This is a genomic window from Frankia sp. R43, from assembly GCF_001306465.1.
GTDB lineage: Bacteria > Actinomycetota > Actinomycetes > Frankiales > Frankiaceae > Parafrankia > Parafrankia irregularis.
In genome coordinates this window covers 604,630-627,523 of record NZ_LFCW01000001.1, presented here as the reverse complement: position 1 = coordinate 627,523, position 22,894 = coordinate 604,630, and the positions used below count along the sequence as shown (strand labels likewise).

16 protein-coding genes are annotated in these 22,894 nt (G+C 73.5%); 15 read left to right on the top strand and 1 reads right to left on the bottom strand.

Annotated elements, in window-relative coordinates:
* Window positions 1-77 precede the first annotated feature (77 nt).
* From ACG83_RS02180 to ACG83_RS02110, 15 genes are all read left to right on the top strand, one after another.
* Window positions 78-758 carry a DUF4255 domain-containing protein gene (locus ACG83_RS02180; protein WP_054564466.1) on the top strand — a complete coding sequence of 227 codons (681 nt, stop codon included), beginning with the start codon at window positions 78-80 and terminating at the stop codon, window positions 756-758.
* An 8-nt stretch (window positions 759-766) separates the two neighbouring features.
* Window positions 767-3,334 (top strand): ATP-binding protein, encoded by a 2,568-nt coding sequence (locus tag ACG83_RS45920; RefSeq protein ID WP_054564465.1) that lies wholly within the window; start codon window positions 767-769, stop codon window positions 3,332-3,334.
* A 216-nt stretch (window positions 3,335-3,550) separates the two neighbouring features.
* On the top strand, window positions 3,551-4,189 hold the full coding sequence (locus ACG83_RS02170; RefSeq protein ID WP_054564464.1) for a DUF4157 domain-containing protein: 639 nt from the start codon (window positions 3,551-3,553) through the stop codon (window positions 4,187-4,189).
* Between the two features lie 392 nt (window positions 4,190-4,581).
* On the top strand, window positions 4,582-7,221 hold the full coding sequence (locus ACG83_RS02165; protein WP_152991235.1) for a hypothetical protein: 2,640 nt from the start codon (window positions 4,582-4,584) through the stop codon (window positions 7,219-7,221).
* A 193-nt stretch (window positions 7,222-7,414) separates the two neighbouring features.
* A complete protein-coding gene (locus tag ACG83_RS02160; RefSeq protein WP_054564462.1) occupies window positions 7,415-9,049 on the top strand; it encodes a phage tail sheath subtilisin-like domain-containing protein in 1,635 nt (544 codons plus the stop codon).
* Window positions 9,050-9,114: 65 nt separating this feature from the next.
* Window positions 9,115-9,555 carry a phage tail protein gene (locus ACG83_RS02155; protein ID WP_006539663.1) on the top strand — a complete coding sequence of 147 codons (441 nt, stop codon included), beginning with the start codon at window positions 9,115-9,117 and terminating at the stop codon, window positions 9,553-9,555.
* On the top strand, window positions 9,552-9,941 hold the full coding sequence (locus ACG83_RS02150; protein ID WP_054564461.1) for a hypothetical protein: 390 nt from the start codon (window positions 9,552-9,554) through the stop codon (window positions 9,939-9,941). Before ACG83_RS02155 ends, ACG83_RS02150 begins: the two co-directional genes overlap by 4 nt.
* Before the next feature lie 2,609 nt (window positions 9,942-12,550).
* Window positions 12,551-12,868 (top strand): hypothetical protein, encoded by a 318-nt coding sequence (locus ACG83_RS41890; protein WP_083472974.1) that lies wholly within the window; start codon window positions 12,551-12,553, stop codon window positions 12,866-12,868.
* 38 nt (window positions 12,869-12,906) lie between these two features.
* Entirely contained in the window at window positions 12,907-13,389 is a 483-nt protein-coding gene (locus tag ACG83_RS02140) for a phage tail protein (protein WP_054564459.1), read from the top strand.
* A 7-nt stretch (window positions 13,390-13,396) separates the two neighbouring features.
* Entirely contained in the window at window positions 13,397-14,107 is a 711-nt protein-coding gene (locus ACG83_RS02135) for a LysM peptidoglycan-binding domain-containing protein (protein WP_235497529.1), read from the top strand.
* The gene (locus ACG83_RS02130; RefSeq protein WP_054564458.1) at window positions 14,107-15,843 is read left to right on the top strand and encodes a VgrG-related protein; all 1,737 of its coding nucleotides are present in this window, start codon (window positions 14,107-14,109) and stop codon (window positions 15,841-15,843) included. Before ACG83_RS02135 ends, ACG83_RS02130 begins: the two co-directional genes overlap by 1 nt.
* Window positions 15,844-15,908: 65 nt before the next feature.
* Complete coding sequence (locus ACG83_RS02125) at window positions 15,909-16,301, top strand: PAAR domain-containing protein (RefSeq protein ID WP_054564457.1); 393 nt, start codon at window positions 15,909-15,911, stop codon at window positions 16,299-16,301.
* The gene (locus ACG83_RS02120; protein WP_054564456.1) at window positions 16,298-16,732 is read left to right on the top strand and encodes a GPW/gp25 family protein; all 435 of its coding nucleotides are present in this window, start codon (window positions 16,298-16,300) and stop codon (window positions 16,730-16,732) included. Before ACG83_RS02125 ends, ACG83_RS02120 begins: the two co-directional genes overlap by 4 nt.
* A complete protein-coding gene (locus ACG83_RS02115; RefSeq protein ID WP_054564455.1) occupies window positions 16,729-18,747 on the top strand; it encodes a putative baseplate assembly protein in 2,019 nt (672 codons plus the stop codon). Before ACG83_RS02120 ends, ACG83_RS02115 begins: the two co-directional genes overlap by 4 nt.
* The gene (locus ACG83_RS02110; protein ID WP_054564454.1) at window positions 18,744-19,262 is read left to right on the top strand and encodes a phage tail protein; all 519 of its coding nucleotides are present in this window, start codon (window positions 18,744-18,746) and stop codon (window positions 19,260-19,262) included. The genes ACG83_RS02115 and ACG83_RS02110 overlap by 4 nt, the downstream gene beginning before the upstream one ends.
* A gap of 9 nt (window positions 19,263-19,271) precedes the next feature.
* Here ACG83_RS02110 and ACG83_RS02105 read toward each other — a convergent pair whose 3' ends face one another.
* Window positions 19,272-22,646, bottom strand: coding sequence for a winged helix-turn-helix domain-containing protein (locus tag ACG83_RS02105; protein ID WP_235497527.1), 3,375 nt, complete (start codon window positions 22,644-22,646; stop codon window positions 19,272-19,274).
* Window positions 22,647-22,894: the final 248 nt, after the last annotated feature.

Genomic DNA, 22,894 nt, shown 5'->3' with positions numbered 1-22,894 from the left:
AAGACGCAGCCCGAAGACGCAGCCCGAACGGGCAGCGCGGACGGGCCGGGTGCGTCCTTGCGGCGGTCGGTGCCCGGATGCCACCGTCTGAGGCGATGATCCATGACGTGGACGCGACGCTCGCCGCGCTGCTCGCCGCCGAAGCCGTGGCCGGCGGTGACACGGAGGTCCTCTTCGACGCTCCGACCCGGGAATGGGCGGCCCGGCGCGGTGGGCCGTGCATCGACGCGTTCCTCTACGACATCCGGGAGGATGTGGCGCGCCGCGAGATCGCCTTCGAGCAGGTCCGGGACGGCGCCGGCCGGATCGTCGCGCGCCGGCCGCCGCCGCGCCGGCTGCGGCTGTCCTACCTGCTCACCGCGTGGACGTCCCGCCCGGAGGACGAGCACCGGCTCCTTTCCGTCCTGCTCGCCGCCCTGCTGCGGCACGACGCGGTGCCCGCCGAGTACCTGCGCGGGGCACTGGTCGACCAGCCGATCCCGGTGCTGCTGCAGCTCGCGCTGCCCACCGGCGCGGACCGCGGCATCGCCGACGTGTGGAACGCCCTCGGTGGTGAGCTCAAACCCTCCTTGGACCTCGTCGTGGTCGCGCCGTTCGACCCCGCCCGGGTCGAACCGGTGCGCAGGCTGGTCGCGGCCGACCCCGAGGTGCACCTGCGCGCCTCGGCCACCGACCCGCGCGCGCCGGCCGTGCCGCCACCGCCCGGGAGCAGGCCGGCGGGCGCCGGTCCGCGGACCCGGCGCGTCCAGGAGCTCTGAGCGCCACCGTGCACGGGGACGACTCGCTGGCCGATCTGCTGGGCCGGCTCGCCGTGGTCGAGGCCCGGGTCCGCGGCGCCGTCGCCGCCCGGCGCGCCGTCGACCCGGAGCCCGACGACGCCTTCCGCGGCCTCTACCTCAGCGACGGCCACATCGACGCCCTCCTGCTCCGCACCCCGGCCCAGGCCGCGCCAGCTCCGCCGGAAGCACCCGGCCCGGCCGATCCGGCCGTTCCCGCTCCAGGCGATCAGAACGCGGGTTCGGGTGATCTCGCGGCCGAGGTGGAGCGGGCCGCCGCGGCGGCGCGGGAGCGGGGCAGCCGGCTGCGGCTTCGAGAGCTCGCGGGCAGCTGCGGGCTGAGCGGGCTCGATGTCGACATCCTGCTGGTCGCGCTGGCCCCGGACCTGGACGCCCGGTTCGAGAAGCTCTACGGCTATCTGCACGACGACGTGACCCGCCGCCGGGCCAGTCCCGGCCTCGCCCTGGAACTGTGCGGGCGTTCGCCGCTCGACGGCGCGGCCCGCGCCCGGTGCGCGCCCGGCGCCCCGCTGCTCGCCACTGGGCTGCTCGTCGTGGAGGACGCCGACCGCCCGTTCCTGACCAGGTCGCTGCGCGTGCCGGACCGGGTCACCGCCCACCTGCTCGGCGTGGATGACCCGGGCCCGGCGCTGGCCGAGGTGCTGACCGACGCACCGGACGTCGACGATCCGGTGGTCCGGCGGGTGGCCCGTTTCCTCAGCACGGCACCGAGCCCAGCGAGCCCACCGAGCCCACCGAGCCCACCGAGCCCACCGAGCCCGCCGGACCCGCCGGTGCGCCAGGATCGTCCGGCGGCCGACGCCCGGCCGTCCGACACCGGGCTGGACGAAGCGGGGCCGGACGGCGTCAGGCATGTTGACGCCGGGCTTGTTGACCCGAGGCTCGTGTACCTGCGGACCACGCCCGGTGCGGACGGCCTCGCTGCCGCGCTGTCCGCCTGCCGCCGGGCCGGGCGCCGCGCCCTCGGCCTGGATCTCTCCGCGCCGGGCCTGGCCCGTGTCGCGGACCCGGCCGGAGGGGCCACCGGCAGCGGTGACGTCGGGGCGGGCGAGGGCGGGGAGATCGGCACGGGCGGTGGCTCAGGCTCCGGTGCCGTGCCGGCCGCCGACCGGTTCGGCGGTGTGGCGGCGACGCTCGCTGCCGCCGTCCGGGAGGCACGACTGGCCGGGGCCGTACTGGTCGCCGGCCCAACCGGAATGCTCGACCCCGCGGCGCGCGGGCTGGTGGTCCGCGCCGCGGCCGGAGGCGATGGGACGCTGCCGCCGCTGCCGGTGGTGCTGTACGGGCGGGGCGCGTGGGATCCGGAGACCCCCGGACCGGTGCCGTTGATCGATGACGTGCTCGCGCTGGGGGCCGGCGCGCAGGCCGCGGTGTGGGCCGCCGAGCTGGGCGCGCCGATGCCCGCCGAGCTCGCGTCCCTGCGGCTCGCGCCCCGCCAGGTGCGCCGGGCGGTCGCCGCCTCCCGGCTGTCCGCCCGCGTCCTGGAAGGCGGCCCGGAGCACGATTCGCCGGAGCTGCCGGAGCTGCCGGAGCTGCCGGAGCTGCCGGAGCTGCCGGAGCTGCAGGAGCTGCCGGAGCTGCAGGAGCTGCCGGAGCCGCTGGAGCCGCAGCCGTCGCCGGAGCGACAGGGGTCGCAGGCGGCGCGGCCGGCCGCGCCGCCGCGGGTCGAGTGGCTGGTGGCGGCGGCACGGGCGCAGAACGCCACCGGTCTGGAGCGGCTGGCCCGCCGGATCAGCCCGGCGGTCGGCTGGGATGATCTGGTGCTGCCGCCGCGCACCCTCACCACCCTGCGCCATCTGGCCGGACGGGCGGCCCACCGCGGCCGGGTTCTCGACGACTGGGGGCTGCGTCGCGGCGGTGGGCGAGGTGAGGCCGTCACCGCACTTTTCGTCGGAGAGTCGGGCACCGGTAAGACCATGGCCGCGGAGGTCGTCGCGGGCGCCCTCGGTGTCGACATGTACGTCATCGACCTGTCCGGGGTCGTCGACAAGTACATCGGCGAGACAGAGAAGAACCTGGAACGCATCTTCGTCGGCGCGGAGGGGCTGAACGCGGTGCTGTTCTTCGACGAGGCCGACGCGTTGTTCGGGAAACGTTCCGAGGTCTCCGACGCCCGCGACCGTTACGCCAATGTCGAGGTCGCCTACCTGCTGCAGCGAATCGAGTCGTTTGACGGGGTGGCCGTCCTGGCGACGAACCTGGCCGCGAACCTCGACGACGCGTTCCGCCGCCGGCTGTCGGTGGTCGCGGAGTTCACCCGGCCGGACGCCGAGCAGCGCCTCGCCCTGTGGCGGCGGATGCTCGCCGGGGTGCCGCTGGCCACCGACGTCGACCTGGAGTTCTGCGCGAAGGCGTTCGGGCTGGCCGGCGGCGACATCCGGAACGCGGCGGTGACCGCGGCTTACCTGGGCGCGGCGAACGGCCAGGTGGTGGACATGCGCGAGATCGTCACCGCGGTCGCGCTCGAATACCGCAAACTCGGCCGCCTCTGCCTCGCCGACGAGTTCGGCCCTTATTTCCCGCTGATCCCACGCTGAACACCGCGAGTGAACCGGTGGCTGCCCGTTCGGGCATCCTCCGGCGTGCGGACGGGCACCGAGGTTTTCGCGTGCTGGCAGAACGGCCACACTGTTCGGTGGAGATGTCGGCCTACGGAAAGCCGGCCGCCTTCTGGACGTCCATTGTCCGCGCGCGGGACGGCGCTGCCTGCCGTGGGAACCGATCGATGCGTCCGTCTCCGGGAGGAGCCTTCCATGGAACACGAGCAGCTTGACGGCCGCTCGGTGGCGCCGGCCGCGCGTCGGCCCGCCGCGGTCGGCCGGGAGCGGGTTCCGGCAGCCCTCCACGCACAGGTGGGTAACGCGGCGGTCGGGAACATGCTGCGGGCCGGCTCCTCGCTGGTCGAGGGCGGCCGGTCATCCGGGGCCGCGATGGCGGTGCTGCGCAGTGCCCTGCGCTCGCAGGGCGCCGGTCCGCTGGACCCGGAGATCGGAGCGGCGATCGAGGCGCGGCGGGGTGCCGGCTCACCGCTTCCGGAGCCGGTGCGGGCGGAGATGGAAGGCCATCTCGGTGCCGACCTGTCCGCCGTGCGGATCCACACCGACGGCGCGGCGGCGACCCTGAACCGAGCGGTGCAGGCGGAGGCGTTCACCACTGGCTCCGACGTCTTCTTCTCGCCCGGGCGGTACGACCCGACCTCGCCGACCGGGCGCGGTCTGCTGGCCCACGAGCTCACCCACGTCGTGCAGCAGACGAGCGGTGCCGGCGGGCCCGGCGGCACGGTCAGCCATCCGGACGACCCTGCCGAGCGGGAGGCCGCCGCGGTCGGCGCCCAGGTGGCCCGTGAGGCCGCTCCGCTGCCGGAGGAGGAAGAGCCCGCGGAGGGCATGTGACCACGGCATCGACTCTGATGCCGCCCACCGCGGCTGACCGGCGTTCGCCAGCCGGCCGGCACCCGGCAGCGGTCCGGCACCCGGCGGCTGACCGGCCAGGGCCGGCTGCCAACCGGCTGGCATCACCCCGGTCAGTTCCACCCCCGGGGCATCCGCTGCTCGGCCTGCAGCGCAGCGCCGGGAACCGGGCGGCGGCCACCTTGCTGCGTGAGCAGCGCGAGCAGGCAGACTCGGACGGGCGGCTTCGCACCGGGGTGCCGGGGCTGGCCGTGGCAAAGCCGCCGGTTTCCTGCCAGCCGTCGGCGTACCGTCACTCCTCGGCGTCCCAGCCCGCTACGGCACCTCGGCGGCCTTCACCGTCCCGCCAACCGGCGGTGTCCCGGGATCCGGCGGTGTCCCGCCGGCCGGCGCCCGCGGCGAACGGCGCGGCGGTGACGGTGTCGCGCGGCCTGCTCGACGACGTGACCGCCGGAGTGTCCGACCTGGCGGCGGGGGCGCGGGACAGGGCACTGTCCGGGCTGACGTCCTACGCGCACCGGATGCCCGGCTACAAGCTGCTCGGTGTTGTCCTCGGCCGGGACGTGCTCACCGGGGCGGAGGTGCCGCGCTCCGCGGCAACCGTGGTCGGAGGCTTCCTCGAGCTGGTGCCGCGCGGCCAGGAGATCTTCGAGAACCTGAACCGGTCGGGCGCGCTGGAGCGGGCGTCCGCCTGGTTCGAGGCCGAGGTACCGAAGCTCGGGCTCAGCTGGGAGGCGATCCGCGCCCTGTTCAGCCGGGCCTGGGACGCGCTCGACATCACCGACCTCGCCGACCCGGCCGGTGCCTGGGCGAAGATCGCCGGCGTCTTCGGGCCGCCGCTGCAGGCCCTGCTCGGCTTCGCCCGCTCGGCGGCCGGCAAGGTCATGGAGTTCGTCTTCGAGGGCGCGCTCGCGCTGGCCGGCGGTGCCGGCGAGCAGGTGATGGCCATCATCCGGCGCGCCGGTGACGTACTCGGCACGATCGTGAACGACCCGGTGCGCTTCGCCGGCAACCTCGCCGCCGCCGTACGCACCGGCCTGGGGCAGTTCGTCGGCAACATCGGGACGCATCTGCAGTCCGGGCTGCTCGGCTGGCTGACAGGCGCCCTGCGCGGCGCGGTGCGCATACCCGCCCGCCTCGACCTGAACGGCATCGTCTCGGTGGTGCTGGACCTGCTCGGGCTGAGCTGGTCGGCGCTGCGTACCCGGCTGGTCCGGCTGCTCGGCGAGCGGGTCGTGCGCGCGATGGAGACCGCCGTCGACTGGGTGCAGCGGATCATCACCGGCGGGCTCGGCGCCGTCGTCGACAAGATCATGGAATCGGCGACGGGCCTGCTCGACACCGTGCTCGGCGGCATCCGCGACTGGGTGGCCCGCTCCGTGGTCGGCGCCGCCGTCACCCGGCTGATCTCGATGTTCAACCCGGCCGGCGCCGTCATCCAGGCGATCATCGCCGCGTACAACACCGTCCAGTTCTTCATCGAACGAGCCCAGCAGCTCGCCGCCTTCGCCAGCTCGGTCTTCGACTCCATCGCCAAGATCGCCGCCGGCTCGATCGGGGACGCCGCGAACGCCGTCGAGCAGGCGCTCGCCCGCAGCGTCCCGGTCGTCCTCGGCTTCCTCGCCCGCCTGCTCGGCCTCGGCGACATCGCCGGCCCGGTACGGGACGTCGTCGGCCGCGTCCGCGGTGTCGTCGACGGCGCCCTCGACCGCGTCGCCGACTGGCTGGCCTCCCTGGGCCGGCGCATCCTCGGCCGGCTTCGTCCCGGGCGTGATTCCACGGACGGGCCCGGTGCGGAGGGCGCGGCTGGCCAGACCAGCGCCGCCGTTCCGACCGGCGCCACGGCAGGTGGTCAACCCGTGGCTTCCCCGGATGCCGCTGGGGATGGTCGCGTTGTCGCCTCGATCAGCGTGACGGCGGCCGGTCACACCTACAGCGGACGTGCCGTGACCGCGGGGTCCGGCCTGGATGTCCACATCCAGCGAAGCGAGGTCAGGGCGTTGCCGGCGGCCCGGGCAAGCGCCGAACTGACCGCCAGCGAGGAGGCAAGGGCCGAGCTCCGCGAGCTGATCGCGAAGGTCAACGAGATCAGAGAGCTGCGAGGTCTCTCGGACCCGAGGGTCCAGGAACTGATGCGGCAGGTCGGGCGCCACCTGGAGGCATCCGCCAGGCTGGATGCCGAGGCCCCCGAGAAGGACTCGGAGACCGGGCCCGTTCCCGCCCAGACCCGCGCGGACGCGTTGCTGGTCGCTGCTCCGAAGCCTCGGAAGCTGTCGGAAGCCGCCAGGCGCAAGGACGAGGCCGACCGGGCGTTCCGTGACCGGGTCGGCGCCGCCCAGGCCAGAATCGAGGCGCGCTGGCCGGCCTGGAACGCGGAGGTCGCCCGCGTACTGCGCGATCGTGCGGCGGTGCTGACTGCTGCCGCCGAACGCAAGGCGGCGCTCGACGCCAACGACAACACCCGAGCGCGGGAGCTCAACCAGCAGCTTGCCGCTCTGGTCGCCGGGATCGAGGATGCCGAGCGGAACCTGTTGGGAGACATGGGAGATGATGCGCGGCTCCTGACCCACGAGGCGCCGAGCGCGGCCTACGCCCGCATCCGGGGCGGGAACCTCTCCCCGGACAGAGCTGCGAGGGCGCATGTGCGCGCACTCGCGGCTGCCGACGACCAGCGGGACTGCCTCGGTGCGCCGGTCGATGATCTCGAAGCGGATCACATCGTGCCGCTGATCGAGATCGTCAACATGCCAGGCTTCGTCGAGCTGCTCCCCGCATCGCAGCTTGAGGTCGCCAACATGCTCGACAACTTCGCTCCGTTGAACGCCCGTGCCAACGGCACGAGAAGTGACACCCCCTGGGGCTCATGGAGCGGATGGCGTCTCTTCGGCTCGGATGAAGCCCGGTACCGGCGCATGGTCGGGCGTTCGGTGGATCTGGCGGCGAGAATCAGGAGCGAGATCCGGGAAAGACGTGATCGCGAAGCGCGCGCAGCCCGCGAGGCCCGAACCAGGTAGACGGGCCCGGTTGGAAAGCCGTACAGGCGCTGCCCGCCCGGCTGGCCTCTGGCGGCGTCCGGTGCCGGCCGCCTTCCCGGCTGCCCTATCGGGCGACGGGCTGTGCCCGGGACGATGCGCCGTCGGACGTTGGTTCCAACCTGCCGGCCGGTGATGATCGGAACATTCCCGGTCAGGTCGAGGAGGGCATGGCATGCCGAACTACCGGTCGCCCGGCGTCTACGTTCAGGAGGTCGAGGCGGGGTCCCGGCCGATCGAGGGCGTCGGCACGGCGGTGGCGGCATTCATCGGCTTCACCGCGCGCGGGCCGCGCAACACCGCGATCCGGCTGGCGAACTGGGGGCAGTACGTCGAGAACTTCGGCGACTTCGTGCCCGGTGCGTACCTGCCGCTGGCGGTCTTCCAGTACTTCAACAACGGCGGTGGGGCCTGCTACGTGGTGAGCGTCGGCTCCGGCGGGGAGGGCGCCGCCGCCGGGCCGGTCGCGGAGCTGACCAGCGCGAGCAGGCCCGGGGTGGGTGTCTACCGGATCGAGGCGGTCGACCCGGACGTGCGTGGCAGCCTGTCCGTGCAGATCACTCCGGCTGGCCGGCCTGCCCAGGAGACGTCCGCCGGGCCTGACGGCGGCGCGTCCGACGGTGGCGGTGGCGCGGAGGCATCCGGTGCGAACGGCCCCACGGGAGCCGGCTCCAGCGGCGGTGCCGGGGACGCCGGCCGGCATCTCACCGTCACGGTCATCCGGGACGGTGAGCACGTCGAGGTCTTCGAGGACGTCACCACCCGGCGCGGGCGGCGCAACCTGGCGACCGTCGTCAACGAGGGGTCGGAGCTCGTCCGGGTGACCGAGCTCGAAGGGGTCACGGCACTCGACCGGGCGCCGACGTCCGGTGTGGTGGCGTTGCAGGCGCCCGCTCCGTCGCCCGTGCCGCGAGCCGGCGCCGACGACTTCATCGGGAAGGTCGCCGAGCGCACCGGCGTCGCCGGCCTCGCCGCCTGCGACGACGTGACCATGGTGCTGGTGCCGGACCTGTGGTTCGCCTTCCAGCAGCAGCAGATCAGCCTGGACGTGGTGCAGGCCGTCCAGCGGGCGGTCATCGACCACTGCGAGAGCGCCGGTGACCGGATGGCCATCCTCGACCCGCCCCCGGGGCTGAACGCCCAGGCCATCCGGGACTGGCGGCGGGAGCAGGCCAACTTCGACTCCAAGTACGCCACCCTGTACTGGCCCTGGGTGTCCGTCTTCGACCCGGTGGAGGGCCGCAGCCGGTTCGTTCCACCGTCCGGTTCGGCGGCCGGCATCTGGAGCCGCAGCGATGACACCCGCGGTGTGCACAAGGCGCCGGCCAACGAGGTGGTGCGCGGCGCGCTCGGCCTGGAGCTGAACATCACCAAGGTGGAGCACGACGAGCTCAACCCGGTGGGCGTCAACGTGATCCGGGCGTTCCCGGGCCGAGGCATCCGGGTGTGGGGGGCGCGCACCCTCTCCTCGGACCCGGCCTGGCGCTACGTCAACGTCCGGCGGCTGTTCAACTACCTGGAGGCGTCGATTCTCGGTGGCACCCAGTGGGCGGTGTTCGAGCCGAACGACCTCGATCTGTGGCAGCGGCTGCGGCGCACGGTGTCGGCCTTCCTGCTCGGCCTCTGGCGGGACGGTGCGCTCTTCGGGGTCACCCCGGACGAGGCCTTCTACGTCAAGTGCGACGAGGAGACGAACCCGCCGGGCGTCGTCGACTCCGGCCAGGTGATCATCGAGATCGGGGTCGCGCCGGTGAAGCCGGCCGAGTTCGTCGTGTTCAAGGTCGCCCAGATCACCCTCGGCGCCGAATAACCGGCCGCCGCCCGGCCACCTGACCACCCGACGAGTTCACCGGAAACCCGGACAGGAGAGACGTCGTGCCCATCGGCGAGGACGCGCTCGGCAACTACGCCTACCAGATCGAGATCGACGGTGTGGCGATCGCCCAGTTCAAGGAGGTCTCCGGGCTCAGCGCGGAGATCCAGGTGATCGAGCACAAGGAGAACAAGAAGGGCGGTATCCCGGTCATCAAGAAACTGCCCGGGGCCCGCAAATGGGGCGACATCCAGCTCAAGCGCGGCAAGACCGATGATCCGGGCTGGTGGAAGTGGATCAAGCAGGTGCAGGAGGGGAAGATCGACGAGGCGCGCAAGAACGGCTCGGTGGTCCTCTACGACTACACCCGCGGTGAGAAGGCCCGTTTCAACTTCATCAACGCCTGGCCGTCCAAGGTGAGCATCGGCAGCCTGCAGGCCGGCGGCAGCGAGATCACCATCGAGGAGGTCACGCTCGTCCACGAAGGCCTGGAGCTGGCGTGACCACAGGCGCCGCCGGGCTGGTCACCGAGTTCGCCTTCGCGCTGCCGCGCGGCTATCTGGACGCCGACGGCCAGCTACACCGCGAAGGCGTCATGCGGCTCGCGACGGCGCGGGACGAGATCCTCCCGCTGCGTGATCCGCGAGTGCGGGACAACGAGGCGTACCTGACTGTGCTCCTGCTGTCCCGGGTGATCACCCGCCTCGGATCGCTCACCACGATCACCCCGGCGGTCGTCGAGGGGCTGTTCGCCCCTGATCTCGCGTTCCTGCAGGACCTCTACCGCCGGATCAACCAGGAGGGGCACACCCACGCCGCGGTGAGCTGCCCCTCCTGCGAGCACGCCTTCACGGTCGACGTGGCAGGTGGTGCACCGGGGGAATCCTGACGTACGCGGCCGAGGACCTGCTCGAGGAGGTCGCGTACCTGGCCGCCGGCTACCACTGGTCGCTCGCGGACATCCTCGACCTCGAGCATCCCGACCGGCGGTATTTCCTCACCGCGCTGACGAAACTGACCGACGAATCCGGAGGGCTGGACTAGGCGATGCTGGGTTCGGGCCTGGGCGCATGGCTGCGCCGTCGATCGGATCGCCCCTCGTCGGGCGGTGCGGTCGGCGGGGATGGAAGCACGGAGGGGGAGACCGCCTCCGGTGGCAGCGGCCCAGGCGAGGCTTCGGGCCGTGCTGCCCTGCCAGCACCGGCCGCGTGGCGTTCGCTACCGCCGATCCGGCCCGCGGACCATCCGGTGACCGCCGATGCCACCGGCTTCGCCCGGGGGCTCGGAAGTCGCAGCCCGGCCCCGATCGTCCTGCGTGCCCTGGCCCACGGCGTGGACCCGCTCGCGCCGTCCGGAACATTCCGGCCCAGCCCCATCGGGCCGGCCTCCGCGGCGCGGATCCCCACGCGGCCAGTCGCCACACCGCCGTCAGCCGCCACACCGCCGTCAGTCGCCACACCGCCGCCGGTCACCCCGCCACCGCCGGTCGCCGACCGTCCCGCGGTCGCTCGATCGACGGGCGAGTCGATCGGCAGGACGGCCGTCGGATCGGGCGCCGAGGCGATGCCGCCGGCTGGTCAGGCCTCGTTCGGCTGGCGGCGCCAGCGGCTCGCCCGATCGGTCGGTGACCTTCCGTCGACCGGCGCCCCGCCATCATCGACCGCACCTTCCGCGTCCTCGGCACCCGACGGGGCGCCCGGTGCGGCGGTTGCCGGCGGCCTGACGTCGGATGGTGTGGTTCCGCCTGCCGCGACTCCGTTCGCCGCGGCTCCGCTGCCGGTGTCGGTTCCGGCATCCGTACCCGCTGCTCCCACGCCGCCGCCCCGCCGGCTGGTTGCCAGCACCGGGTCGGTACAGCCCATGCGCCTTGCCGCCGAGCTGCCGCCCCCGGTGGTCCGTGTGCTGCGCCGGCCGCAGCCAGCCACCGCGGCGGACGGGGACATCATCGGTGCCGGTGCGCGCACTCCGCAGCCGCGGGAAGGCACGACCGCCGAGAACGACGGCCTGTCGTCAGACATGCCTCGCAGCGGCGGGGGCGACCTCGGTCTCGGCGATCACGGCAGTGACGCCGGCGGGTGGCCGGCCATGCCCGTGGCACGAGCGGCTACGAACCCGCCGCCACCGTCGTCGGCCAGCACGGAGGCGGCGCCGTCCGGCGTGGGATCGCCGGACGCGCCCGCCGGGCGCCGTGGCCTCGGTGTCCCGATCGGGCCGACACGAGATGATCGTCCACGGCGGGGTCGGGTCATCGAGACGCCGTCAGTCACCCGTTCCCCAGAGGGGACGGGCCCCGGCGGCCGTCCGGCTGCCCGCCGGGCCGGCCTCGGCCTGCCGGTCTCGCGCCGCCCCCTCGTCGATCCCGGAAGCAACGACTCCGGAGGCAACGACTCCGGAAGCGGCGGCTCTGGAGGCGATGGCCCCGGAAACGAGAGTCCGGGAGGCGGTGGCACTGGCGGGTCTGATTCTGGAGGCGGTGGGCGGCAGCCCGGCGCTCCGTCGCCGTCGGAGCTGACCGCAACGCCTGGAGGAACGCCGCCCACGCAGAGCGCGGGGGGCACGTCCGCCGTGTGGCGGGCCGGGCTCCCGGAGCAGCAGCTCCTGTCACCGCCCTCGCGGCCACCCGCCAGATCGGTGCCACCGGTGAGCCGGGCGGCGCGTTCCACGGACGTCGTCCCGTCCGCGGAACCCCTGTCACCGGCCACATCCACACCGGAATCGGTGGGACGACCGCCGGCACCGTCCGTGTCGGCGGATCTGGACGTTCCACCGCTGCCAGGCGTCGCACCGGCGTTGGACGTCCCGGCTGTGCCGCCCCCGGACGCTCCGGTGTTCCGGGACGCCCCGCCGCTGCCTCCGGGTTTCCCAGCCATGCCGGGGGCGCCGGCGGTGTCCGACGGCCGGGCGGTGTCGGATGGGCGGGCACAGTCGGATTGGCGGGCGGCTTCGAGCGGGCCGGCGGACCTGACGGGAATGGCGGGCAGGGCCACCGGCGGGACGCCGCAGCAGCGAGCCACGACCTCGTCGAGGGACCGTCCGGTGGCACGTGTCGTCCAGCCTCCGCTGGCGGGCCCGGTCCCGCTGGTTCCGCGCGTCCAGCGGGTGGCTCGTGCCGCGGCGCGGGCAGACAGCGGTGTCTCCGATCCGCCCCGTTCCGGCGGCCCGGCCGACACGGTGTGGTCCGCGCCGGCCGAGCGCGGTGGTGGCCCTGGCACGTCCCCTGCGTTCGGACGGGGGGGTGCCGCCTCCGCAGCGTCCGCGTCGGACGGTGCCGACGGTGCCGGCGGAACGCCACCCGTGATCGTTCCGGCGTGGGGGCGCCCGCCTGGGCCCGCACAGGCGCCCGCCCCGTTGTCGGCACCGTCCGTGGCACGCCTTGCGGGGGTGGCATCGGATCCGGCCGGGCCGGCGCATCAGCCCCTTCAACGTCGGCCGATCCCAGCGTTCCAGCCCTTCCCGGCACTCCAGCCAGCCCGGTCGCTCCACCCGGAGCAGATCGCCGTGTCGCGGGAGCCCGAGTCGGCCGCCGGTGCATCCCTGCCGCCGGCGGCCGCACCATCCACGCTGGTCACCAGGTTCAGCGCATCCGCGCCGAACGTGGCCAGGGTGACGGCGGATGAGCAGCCGGCAGCCCCAGAACCTGCCGGAGCCGGAGCCGCGGGCGCCACAGCCGGGACCGGGAGCGGGAGCGGTGGGCGGATTCCGGATGCCGAGATCGCCGGGCTCGCCGAGCGGATCTACGAGTATCTGGCCCGTCGGCTACGCGCGGAGCTGCTCGCCGACCGGGAACGTCGCGGCCTGTTGGCGGACCCGCTGTGAACGCCGCGTCGTCGTCACTGCAGCAGAGGAGGACTCCGATGCCCGTACCGGCCAGACCCGTGCCGGCCAGACCCCGGCCATCCAGGCCCGGGCCGGCCAACGGGCTGCGTTTCGACGTGACCATCGGCGCGTTCGAGCTCGGTGCCTTCACCGCGATCGAGGGCCTGGATGCCAGCTACGAGATCAAGACCTACGACGAGGGCGGCCAGAACGGCTTCCAGCATCAGCTCCTCGGGCGCGTCCACTACCAGAACGTCAAGCTGACCCGGCCGATCGACGCGGACAGCCGCAACCTCAGCGGCTGGTTCAGCACCTTCGCGCGGGAGGGCGATGGGCGGGAGACGACGGCCACGATCACCGCGTTCGATGACAACCTGCGCCGGATCGCCGAGTGGACGATGGTCGGGGTGTGCCCGGTCCGCTATTCGGGGCCGCGTTTCTCCAGCGCCGACGCGAAGGTGGCGACGGAGACCCTGGAGTTCGCCCACCAGGGGTTCCGGGCGCAGTGGCCGGGCCGGTGATCGGGCGGTGAGCCCGGCGCGCGGGAGTTTCGTCAGGGCCCGGCTGTGCGAGCAGGACAACCAGAACACGCGGGTGACCTTCCATTTCAACCCGTCCACGATCAAGATCGGGAAACGGGCGGAGTACCGGGAGCAGCCCACGCAGGCGGCCCGGGAGTCGTCCCGTCCGACCTTCCTCGGCGCCCGGGCCGCCGATCTCCAGTTCAGTCTCCTGCTCGATGCCGGCCGCGGGCAGGACCGATCGGTGCTGGCCGAGATCCAGCAGCTGCTGGAGTGGACGAACCCGACCAGGGATTCGCGTGAGGGGACGTCACCGAGCCCGCCGGTGCTGATGTTCACCTGGGGTGAGTTCAAGCTCGGCGCCAGCGGCCAGTTCATCGGCCTGCTCACCAGCGTCGACGCGACCTGCAACCTGTTCGCGCCGAGCGGGGCGCCCACCAGGGCCGAGGTGTCGCTGGCGATGAGGGCTGTCCCGGAGGAGCCGAAGGGGACCAATCCGACCTCGGGCGGGGTGAGCGCGCGCCGCGCCCACCGGGTGATCGACGGCGAGACCCTCGCCGGCATCGCGTACCGCACCTACGGCGACGCCGGTTGCTGGCGGGCGATCGCGGAGCTCAACGGGCTCGACGATCCGACCCGGCTGACCTCCGGCGCCCGGCTGCTGCTGCCGGACCGCGCCGACCTCACGCCCGGGCCGGGCCGGCGGGGTGGTCGGTGATGGCGGCGGAGACCTACGGGGCGCTGCCCGTTCTCTACCTCGACTCGGCCAGGGTGCCACCCGCGGTCATCACCGCGATCCGCCGGGTGGTCATCGACAGCGATCTCGCCGCGCCGGACGCCTGCCGGGTGGTCCTCGACGATCCGGGCCGTGAGCTGCTCACCGTCGGCGGGTTCGACTTCCACAAGACGCTGCGGGTCACCGCGCCGCCGGCGGCCGACCCGACGGGCGCCGCGGCCGAGACGACCCTGTTCGAGGGGCGCGTCTACAGCCTCGGGATCTCCTACGACGAGCTCGGCTCACACACCGTGATCGTCGCGTTCGACAGCTCGTACGCGCTGTTCAACGGCGTCCACACCGCGACCTACCACAACGTCACCGACTCCGATCTCGTCTCCATGATCGCCGGGAAGGCGGGGATCGAGACCGGGACGATCGCGGCGACCTCCGTCGTGCACGACCACGTCGGGCAGATCAGCGAGACGTACTGGGATTTCCTCACCCGGCGCGCCCGTGAGATCGGCTACGTGCTGCGGGTCCGCGGGAACCGGCTCGAGTTCGACCGGCCGGCCCCGGCCGACGAGGCGCCGGGCCCCGGTGGTTTCGACAGCCGGGACCATCTGCAGCTGACCCCGGGTGGTGACCTGGAGGTGTTCACCGCCCGGGTGACCGCGGCCCAGCAGGTCACCGAGGTGGAGGTTCGCGGCTGGGACGACCGGGCCAAGCAGGAGGTGGTGGCGACGGCCCGGGCACGGACGAGTTCGGCACAGCTTCCCGACGAGCCGGCGACGCTCGGCGCGGGGAACGCCAACGCCCGCTTCACCGCCGCGGCAAGGCCGCTGGCGACCCAGGCCGAATGCGACGCGATGGTCGCCGCGCTCGCCGAGCGGATCGCCAGTACCTCGGCGGCCGCGGAGGGGGTGGCCCACGGCGACCCGCGCATCCTCGCCGGTGTGGCGCTCAGCGTCGGGCGCACCGGTGGCCGTTTCGACGGGAAGCTCACGGTCTCACACGCCGAGCATGTCTTCGACCATTCCGGCTACCGGACCCGTTTCACCGTCGCGGGTGGGCATGACCGTTCGCTGCTCGGCCTGGTCGCCGCGGCGGGCGGCGCACGAGGAGGCAACCCGACGATCCCCGGGGTGGTGCCGGGCATCGTCTCCAACATCAACGATCCGGAGGCGCGGGGCCGGGTGCGGGTCCGCCTGCCCTGGCTGTCCGCCGAGTACGAGACGTACTGGGCGCGGGTCGCGTTCGCCGGCGCCGGCCCGGACCGCGGCCTGCTCATCCCGCCGGAGGTCGACGACGAGGTGCTGGTCGCCTTCGAGCAGGGCGATCCCCGCCGCCCCTTCGTCCTCGCCGGCCTTTACAACGGGGTGGACGCGCCGCCGTTCGAGGGCGGGGTCGACACCGCCACGGGCCTGGCGGTGCGCCGCGGGCTGCGGACCCGCCAGGGCCACGAAATCATGATCAGCGACGCCGACGGTGACGAGCACGTCGAGATCCGCACCCGGGACGGCCGGGTCCGGATCCGTCTCGACCACGACGCCGGTGGGCTGACCGTCGAGACGGACTCCGACGTGGAGATCCGGGCCGGGGGAAATCTGCGGATGACCGCCAACGGGGATCTGGAGATCTCCGCGCGTGGCTCGGCATCGCTGTCGGCGGACGGCGGCGTCGCGGTGACCAGCAGCGCCGACGTCACGGTGCAGGGCTCCCAGATCAAGTTGAACTGACCTCGCGGGCCACGGGCGGCAGGCGAGATGGACGAATCCGAGATCGGCGTGAGGGAGGTGACTCGGTGAGCGCTCCCGTCGTCGTCGCCGGGGACAAGATCACCGGTATGTGCGCGGTCCACCAGATACCGGGGCCCGCCGGTGCCCCGATCCTCTCACCGGCGCCGCTGCCGTTCTCGGCGCCGTTGACCATGGGTCTTTCCGCCACCGTGTTCGTCGGCGGGAAGCCGGTGGCGCTGGAGTCGTCCACGGGCACGAACCTGCCGCCGCACGTCGGCCTGCATGTCTCCGATCCCTACCTTGTGCCGGCCACACAGCAGGGCCGGGTGCTCTCCGGCAGCGGCACCGTCCGCGTCGAGGGGCGCGGCGTGGCCTACTCGGGCTGCCCGGTCACCCAGTGCGCGCAGATGACGGCCATGATCGTCGGTTCGGGCGCGACGGTGCTGGTGGGGCCATGACGGTGCAGCCGGTGGGCCCCGCGGCGGGTGGCTTCCTCGGAGCCGGGTGGCGCTGGCCGGTGGCGGTCGACGCGGCCGGCGCGTTCGCGATGACGACGGGCGCCGCCGAGGTGGAGCAGGCCATGTACCTGATCCTCAGCACCACCCCGGGGGAACGGCCGATGCGCCCGGAGTTCGGGTGCCCGCTCGCCGACCACGTGTTCGCGCCGGCCGACGCGAACACGGCCGGTCTGATCGCCTACGAGGTGCAGCGCTCGCTCACCCGGTGGGAGCCGCGGGTCGAGGTCCTCGAGGTCGTGGTCACGCCGGACGTCGCCGCGTCGACGCTGTGGATCGACATCGCCTACCGGATCCGCGACGACTACGACCGGCGCAACCTCGTCGTCCCGTTCTACGTGATCCCCGACGACGAGACGGAGGCCCTCCGATGACCCTGCCGGCACCGAATCTCGACGACCGCACCTTCCAGCAGCTCGTCGACGACGCCAAGCGCTTCATCGCCGATCGCTGCCCGACGTGGACGAACCACAACGTCAGCGATCCGGGCATCACCCTCGTCGAGACCTTCGCCTGGATGACCGACCTGATGCTGTACCGGCTCAACCGGGTCCCCGAGCGCAACTACCTGCGCTTCCTCGACCTCGTCGGGGTCCGGCTGTTCCCGCCGGTCGCCGCGCGGGCCGAGGTGTCGTTCCGGCTGTCCGCGCCGCAGGACGCCACGGTGCGCATCCCGAAGGGGACCGTCGTCTCCACCCGGCGTACCGCCACCGAGCCGGCCATCGAGTTCACCACGATGGTCGACCTCGACGTGGTGCCCGCCCGCTCGGTACGGGTCGGGTCCGTCATCGACGGCCAGACGTGGCGTGACCACACCGAGGAGCTCGGCCTGGGCACCGGGTTCGCCTGTTTCGACCAGCACCCGAAGCCGGGCGACGCGCTGTACATCGGCTTCGACCGGCCGGCCCCGTCGCTGATCGTCCTGCTGCGTTTCGCCTGCACGGTCAGCGGGCACGGCATCGACCCGGACAACCCGCCGCTGCGCTGGGAGGCCTGGGACGGCGAGCGGTGGCGTCGGTGCCCGCAGGAACAGGACACCACCAACGGCCTGAACACCTCCGGTGTGATCGAACTCCATCTGCCCCGCGGCCATGCCGTCCGGGACATCGGCGGGCGGTCCGCGGCCTGGGTGCGCTGCCGGGTCGTCGAGCGCCGAGGCGTGCGCGGCTACCGGGATTCGCCGAAGATCGTGTCGGTGACCGGCATGGCCGTCGGCGGAGATGTCGACGCCGTGCACGGGGCGCAGGTACCCGGTGAGATCCTCGGGCTCGCCGAAGGGGTGGCCGGGCAGGCGTTCACCCTCAGCCAGGCGCCGGTGCCGACGACCTCGGAGCCGATCGTCGTCGAGGTCGGCGCCGCCCGGCGGGCCCCGGGCGATGCTCCCGAGGCGCTGCCCGAGCCTGCCCCGGAGCTCGAATGGACGGTGTGGGAGGCCGTCGAGTCGTTCGCGGCCAGCGGGCCCGCCGACCACCACGTCACCGTGGATCCGACTTCCGGGGAGATCCGCTTCGGGCCGCTGGTCCGGCTGGCCGACGGCACGGTGCGCACGTTCGGCGCGGTGCCGGCGAAGGGCGCCACCGTGCGGGTTCGTCCCTACCAGACCGGCGGCGGGCGCGACGGCAACGTGGTGGCCCGGTCGCTCAACACCCTGCGCACCTCCATCCCCTACGTGGCGGCGGTCTACAACCGGGAGCCGGCCGCCGGCGGCCAGGACGGGGAGACCGTGGAGGAGGCCAGGGTTCGCGGCCCACTGACACTGCGCCACCGCGACCGCGCGGTGACCACGGAGGACTACGAGATCCTCGCCCGCCAGGCCGCGCCGGAGATCGCCCGGGCGCGCTGCGTCGTCGACGAGTCCGGCGAGAACGCGGGTGTGGTGCGCGTGCTGCTCGTCCCGCGGGTCGCCGACGTCGCCGCCGACGGCCAGCTCGACCCCACCGGGCTCCTCGTCTCGGACCGCACCGGTGAGGCGGTGCGGCGCTACCTCGACGCCCGCCGGGTCATCGGGGTGCGCCTCGTCGTGGAACCCCCGATCTACCTGGGCTTCACCGTCGCTGCCCGGGTGCGGGCAACCGCCACGGCGGCCCCCGAGCAGGTGCGCGACGAGGCGCTTCGCCTGCTGCACCGGCGCCTGCACCCGGTCACCGGAGGGCCGGACGGCACCGGATGGCCCTTCGGCCGGGCGGTCACCATCGGTGACATCCACGGTGTGCTCCAGGCGGTGCCCGGTGTCGCCTACCTGGAGGAGGTCCGGCTCTACCGGGCCAACCCGATCGCCCGGGCCAACTCGCCGGCCGCGGAGCAGCGGCCCGTCCGCACAGAGCGGATCGACGTGCCGGCGAACGGCCTGGTGATCGGTTTCGAGCATCAGGTGGATGTCATCCGATGAGGCAGGCCGCCGATCTGCCGACGCCGTTCCCGCTGGCCCGCGGAGTGCCGGGAGTGCTGCTCGAAGCAGGTGCGCTCGGGGATCTGCTCGCCGCGTTCGACCAGGTGCTCGCACCGGCACTGGCCACGATCGACAACATCGACGCCTACCTCGACCCGGATCTGACCCCGGCGGACTTCCTCGGCTGGCTTGCCGGCTGGCTCGGCGTCGCGGTGGACGACCGGTGGCCACCGGAGCACGTCCGAAGGGTGCTGCGGCACACCCCGGAGCTGCTGCGTTGGCGGGGCACCGTGCGTGGGGTGATCGCCGCCGTCAGGGTGCTGGCCGAGGTGGAGGCCGAGGTCATCGACAGCGGAGGGACGCAGTGGTCGCCGCGCCCGTACGGGATCCCGCCGGGCAGCCGGGCGCCGCTGCTGCGGGTGCGGGTGCCGCGCGACGCCGACCTGCGCGCGGTGGAGGCGGCGGTGCGCGGTGCGAAACCCGCGCACGTCCCACACCGGATCGAGACCGGCTGACGCCGCTGGTCACCGACCGCCGCCGCCGCCGGGACCGTCTCCGGGACCGTCGCTGACCCCCAGCTCCGCGAGCATCGAGCGGTAGCGGACCTCGGCCAGCGCGGCCGCGGCCGGTTGCCCGCCTGCGCGCAGGGCGAGTGCCAGCACCTGCCAGAGCCCGTCCCGGTACCGGTCGACGTCGAGCCCGCGCTCGGCGAGCCGAGCGGCCTCGGCGTGCCGACCGGCCTCGGTGAGGAGGCGGCTGACCCGCTCGCAGGCGGTGGCGAGCACGACGCGAAGGCGTTCTCGCTCGGTCAGCAACCAGTCCGTCGGCCGGCCGGCCGGAAGCAGCTCACCGCCGTGGCGCTCGATCGCCGTCATCAGGCGGTCGGCCTCGGTTTCGCGATCGCCGCGCTGGCGGGCCTCGTCCGCCGCGGTGAGCAGCTGCCCGAACCGGAGAAGATCGTGGTCGGCGTGGTCGGTGACGACCAGCAGGTACCCCTGGCCCGCGCGGCGCAGCAGCCGGCGCTGTTCTCGTGGTACGTCCGGCTCCAGCAGGCCGCGCAGCGCGCTGATGGCCACCTGCAGACTGTGGTTGGCGCGGCTGGGTGATGCGTCCGGCCAGATCAGCTCGGTGAGCCGGTCCCGGGATACGGCACGGTCCGCGTGGACCGCGAGGATGTGGAGAAGCTCGAGGTTGCGTGGCTGCACCCCGTCGAGGCTGATCGCCGTGCCACCGCGGCTGATCTCGAAGCCGCCCAGGCAACGGATGGTCAGCCGGCCCGCGGCTGCGGTCCGCGGGTTCGGCGGCCCGGGCTCGACCGCGGCGCGCTGGTCCGCGGCTGGCCGCTCGGCGGTTGGCTGGTTTCTGGCCGGCCGGTCGGCGGTCGTGTTCGTCGCGGGTGTTGGCGGGCCGACGGCCGGGCGCACGACGTCGGTGGGGGTGCCCCCGTGCTCGTCGTGCGCCCCGGTGAGCCGGCGGAGCAGGGGGCCGATACCGGCGTCGGCCGCGATCCGGGCGGCCATCTCGTCCGCGGAGGCGTGACCGGGCCCGTCGGGCAGGTGGCCGGCGCCGCGCGATGGTGCGCTGCCGGCCAGCGCGAGCGCGTACGGGGCTGGGCCGATGCGGGCCGCCGCCCGCACGGTCCGCGCCGTCTCCCGTTCGGGCAGCGCTGTTCCGGTGTGGCGTCCCGCGATCAGTCGCAGGACGCGGGCCCAGGTGGCCAGTGCCGGCGCGGAGAGCTCGTCGAAGTCCCGCGCTGCGGTCTCCAACGTCGCCGCCGCCTGCTGGGCGGCCCACGATCCGGTCGGCCTGGCGCGCGTGCGGGCCTGCGCCGTTTCGCCGAGCCCGCCGATGGCCGGGTGGCGCACCGAGGCCGCCAGGGCGAGGGCGGCGAGGGCCTGCTCGCTCCCCGCGTCGGCCCCGTCGTCAGCGCTGGGAGGCGCGGTCAGCGTGACGAGCGCGCCGATCAGGCGGAGTATCGCTGCACCCCACTGGTCATCGGCGACCTCGGCGGCGTTGAGCAGGTGCAGGACGCGGCGGTGCCCGGTAGGCAGGCGCATCGCCCGGATACCGGTTGCGACCCGCAGGAAGGCCGGATAGCCGAGCCGCTCGGCGGCTGCCATCGCCGCGTCGACGACGTCGTCCGGCGTCCTGCCTCCGCGGTCGTCCGGCTGGACTCGTTCGTCCGCCATGAGCATGGCGCAGGCGGCGCTGCCGATCGCGGCGACAGCCTCGACGACCGGGCCTCCACCGGCTCCTCCAGCTCCACCTGCTCCGTCGGCTCCGTCGGCTCCGTCGGTGATCAGGTCGAACCGGCGGCGTGCCAGCGGGATCCGGCCGCCGACGAAGGCGGCGATCCCGCTGGTGAGCAGGGCGTGCGGGCTGTCGGCCGGGCGGTCGATGTGGGCACCGGGATCCTCCAGCACCTTCCGGATCATCCCGCTCCAGCTCGTCGTCCGCCGCAAAGCCGGATGGCGCCAGTCGTCGAGGCCGGCCTGCTCCCGGGCAACCCAGACGGGGGCCTGCGGGCCGAAGGCGGCGACGGCGCCCCGGTAGGCGTCGGCCGCGGCGTTCAGTGATCCGTTCGCGGTCAGCCGGCGTGCCACCGCGAGCAGCACCCACGGGTCGGAGTCCCGAATCGACGGCGGAAGCAGCTCGAACCAGTCGGCCGGATCCTCCGCCAGCCGTTCGCCGCCCTGCTCGAGCAGCCGCCGGACCTGGTTCCAGTCGCCGCATCGGCAGTAACACAGCACTGCCTCACTCAAAGCTCCGTCACGTTCGCACAGGGTGGCCGCCGCGTGGTGTATCTCGTTCGCGCCGGCCTCGCCGAGCTCGTCGACGAGCTGGGCGAGCAGGTGCATCCGCAGGACCTCGTGGTAGCGATAGCTGATCCCGTCATCGTCGACGACGGTGAAAAGCCCGCGGCGTTCCAGGCCGGCGAGCTGGGCGTCGCTGCCCGTGCGGCCGAGCAGGTCATCGCAGCGCCGGTCGGTGAGCCGGTCGAAGACACAGGTCCGGATGAGGAAGTCCCGCTCCTCCGGGCGGACCGTGTCCAGGACGTGGGTGGTCAGGTACTCCCGGACGACTCTGGCCTTGGCCAGCCCGGAGAGGATCCGGGCCCGCTCACGCTGCGGGCGCCCCGACGTGGCCAGGTGAAACAGCTGCAGCCCGGCGGCCCAGCCGGACGTGCTGCGGGTGAGCGCGGCGACCTCGTCGGGACGAAGCCGGACCCCATGGCAGTCCCGGAACAGCTCCTCGACCTCCCAGACGCGGAACCGCAGCGCGTCCGCGTCCAGCTCCAGGATCCGCCCGGCAAGCCGGAGCCGGTGCAGGTCGAGATCGGGACGCCACCGGGCGGAGACGAGCACCCGCACGTGGGACGGCAGGTAGTCGAGGAAGGTCTGCGCCGCGGCCTCGGCCGGCTGGCCCTGAACCGTGTGCAGGTCGTCGAGAACGATCAGCAGATCGCTCCGCAGCCGCTGTTCGAGATCAGTGATCGCCATCTCGATGTCGGTCCAGGGCCGCTCGGTGGCCTGGCCGGCGTGGGTCGTGCCCTCCGCCGAGGGCGCCCGCGCCGCCGGGGTGTGCTGTGCCGCCGGAGAGGCCTGTGCCGCTGCCGGCTGGCTCGCGTTCCTGACGGCTGCCTGGAGGTGGGCGAGGAACGCACCGCTGGTGCCGATCCGATCATCGAGTGTCAGCCAGGCGGTGGGATGGCGCAGGTGCTGGGCGATCTCGGCCAGGAGTGTGGACTTCCCCGCTCCGGCCGGAGCGACCACGAGGCCGACGCGGTAGGCCGGCGAGCCGGCGAACTCCCTGGTCAGGCGTTCCCGGCGCATTCTCGCGGCCGGCGGCGGACGAAATCGTGCCGGGATGACCCGCGGCGGCGCGCTCTCAGCCGTCACAGCGCCCTCCGACGTTGGCCGGGCCTGAACATCGGCCAGCCGTACCTGCACACGCCCATGCTGCGACGCATCGCCCCCCGCGTTCCTTCAGGCCGGCGCTTTCCGCGCCCATACGCCGGCCTGACGCCATTGTCTGCACCGGCGTCCGCGCCGGCCGAGACATCGCTACTATTGCAGTGCTGGTGGTCGCCAGGTGGTCCCTTTCTGCGGATGCGACGTTGCAGGCCGGGTGGGCCGGCCGGCGGGTG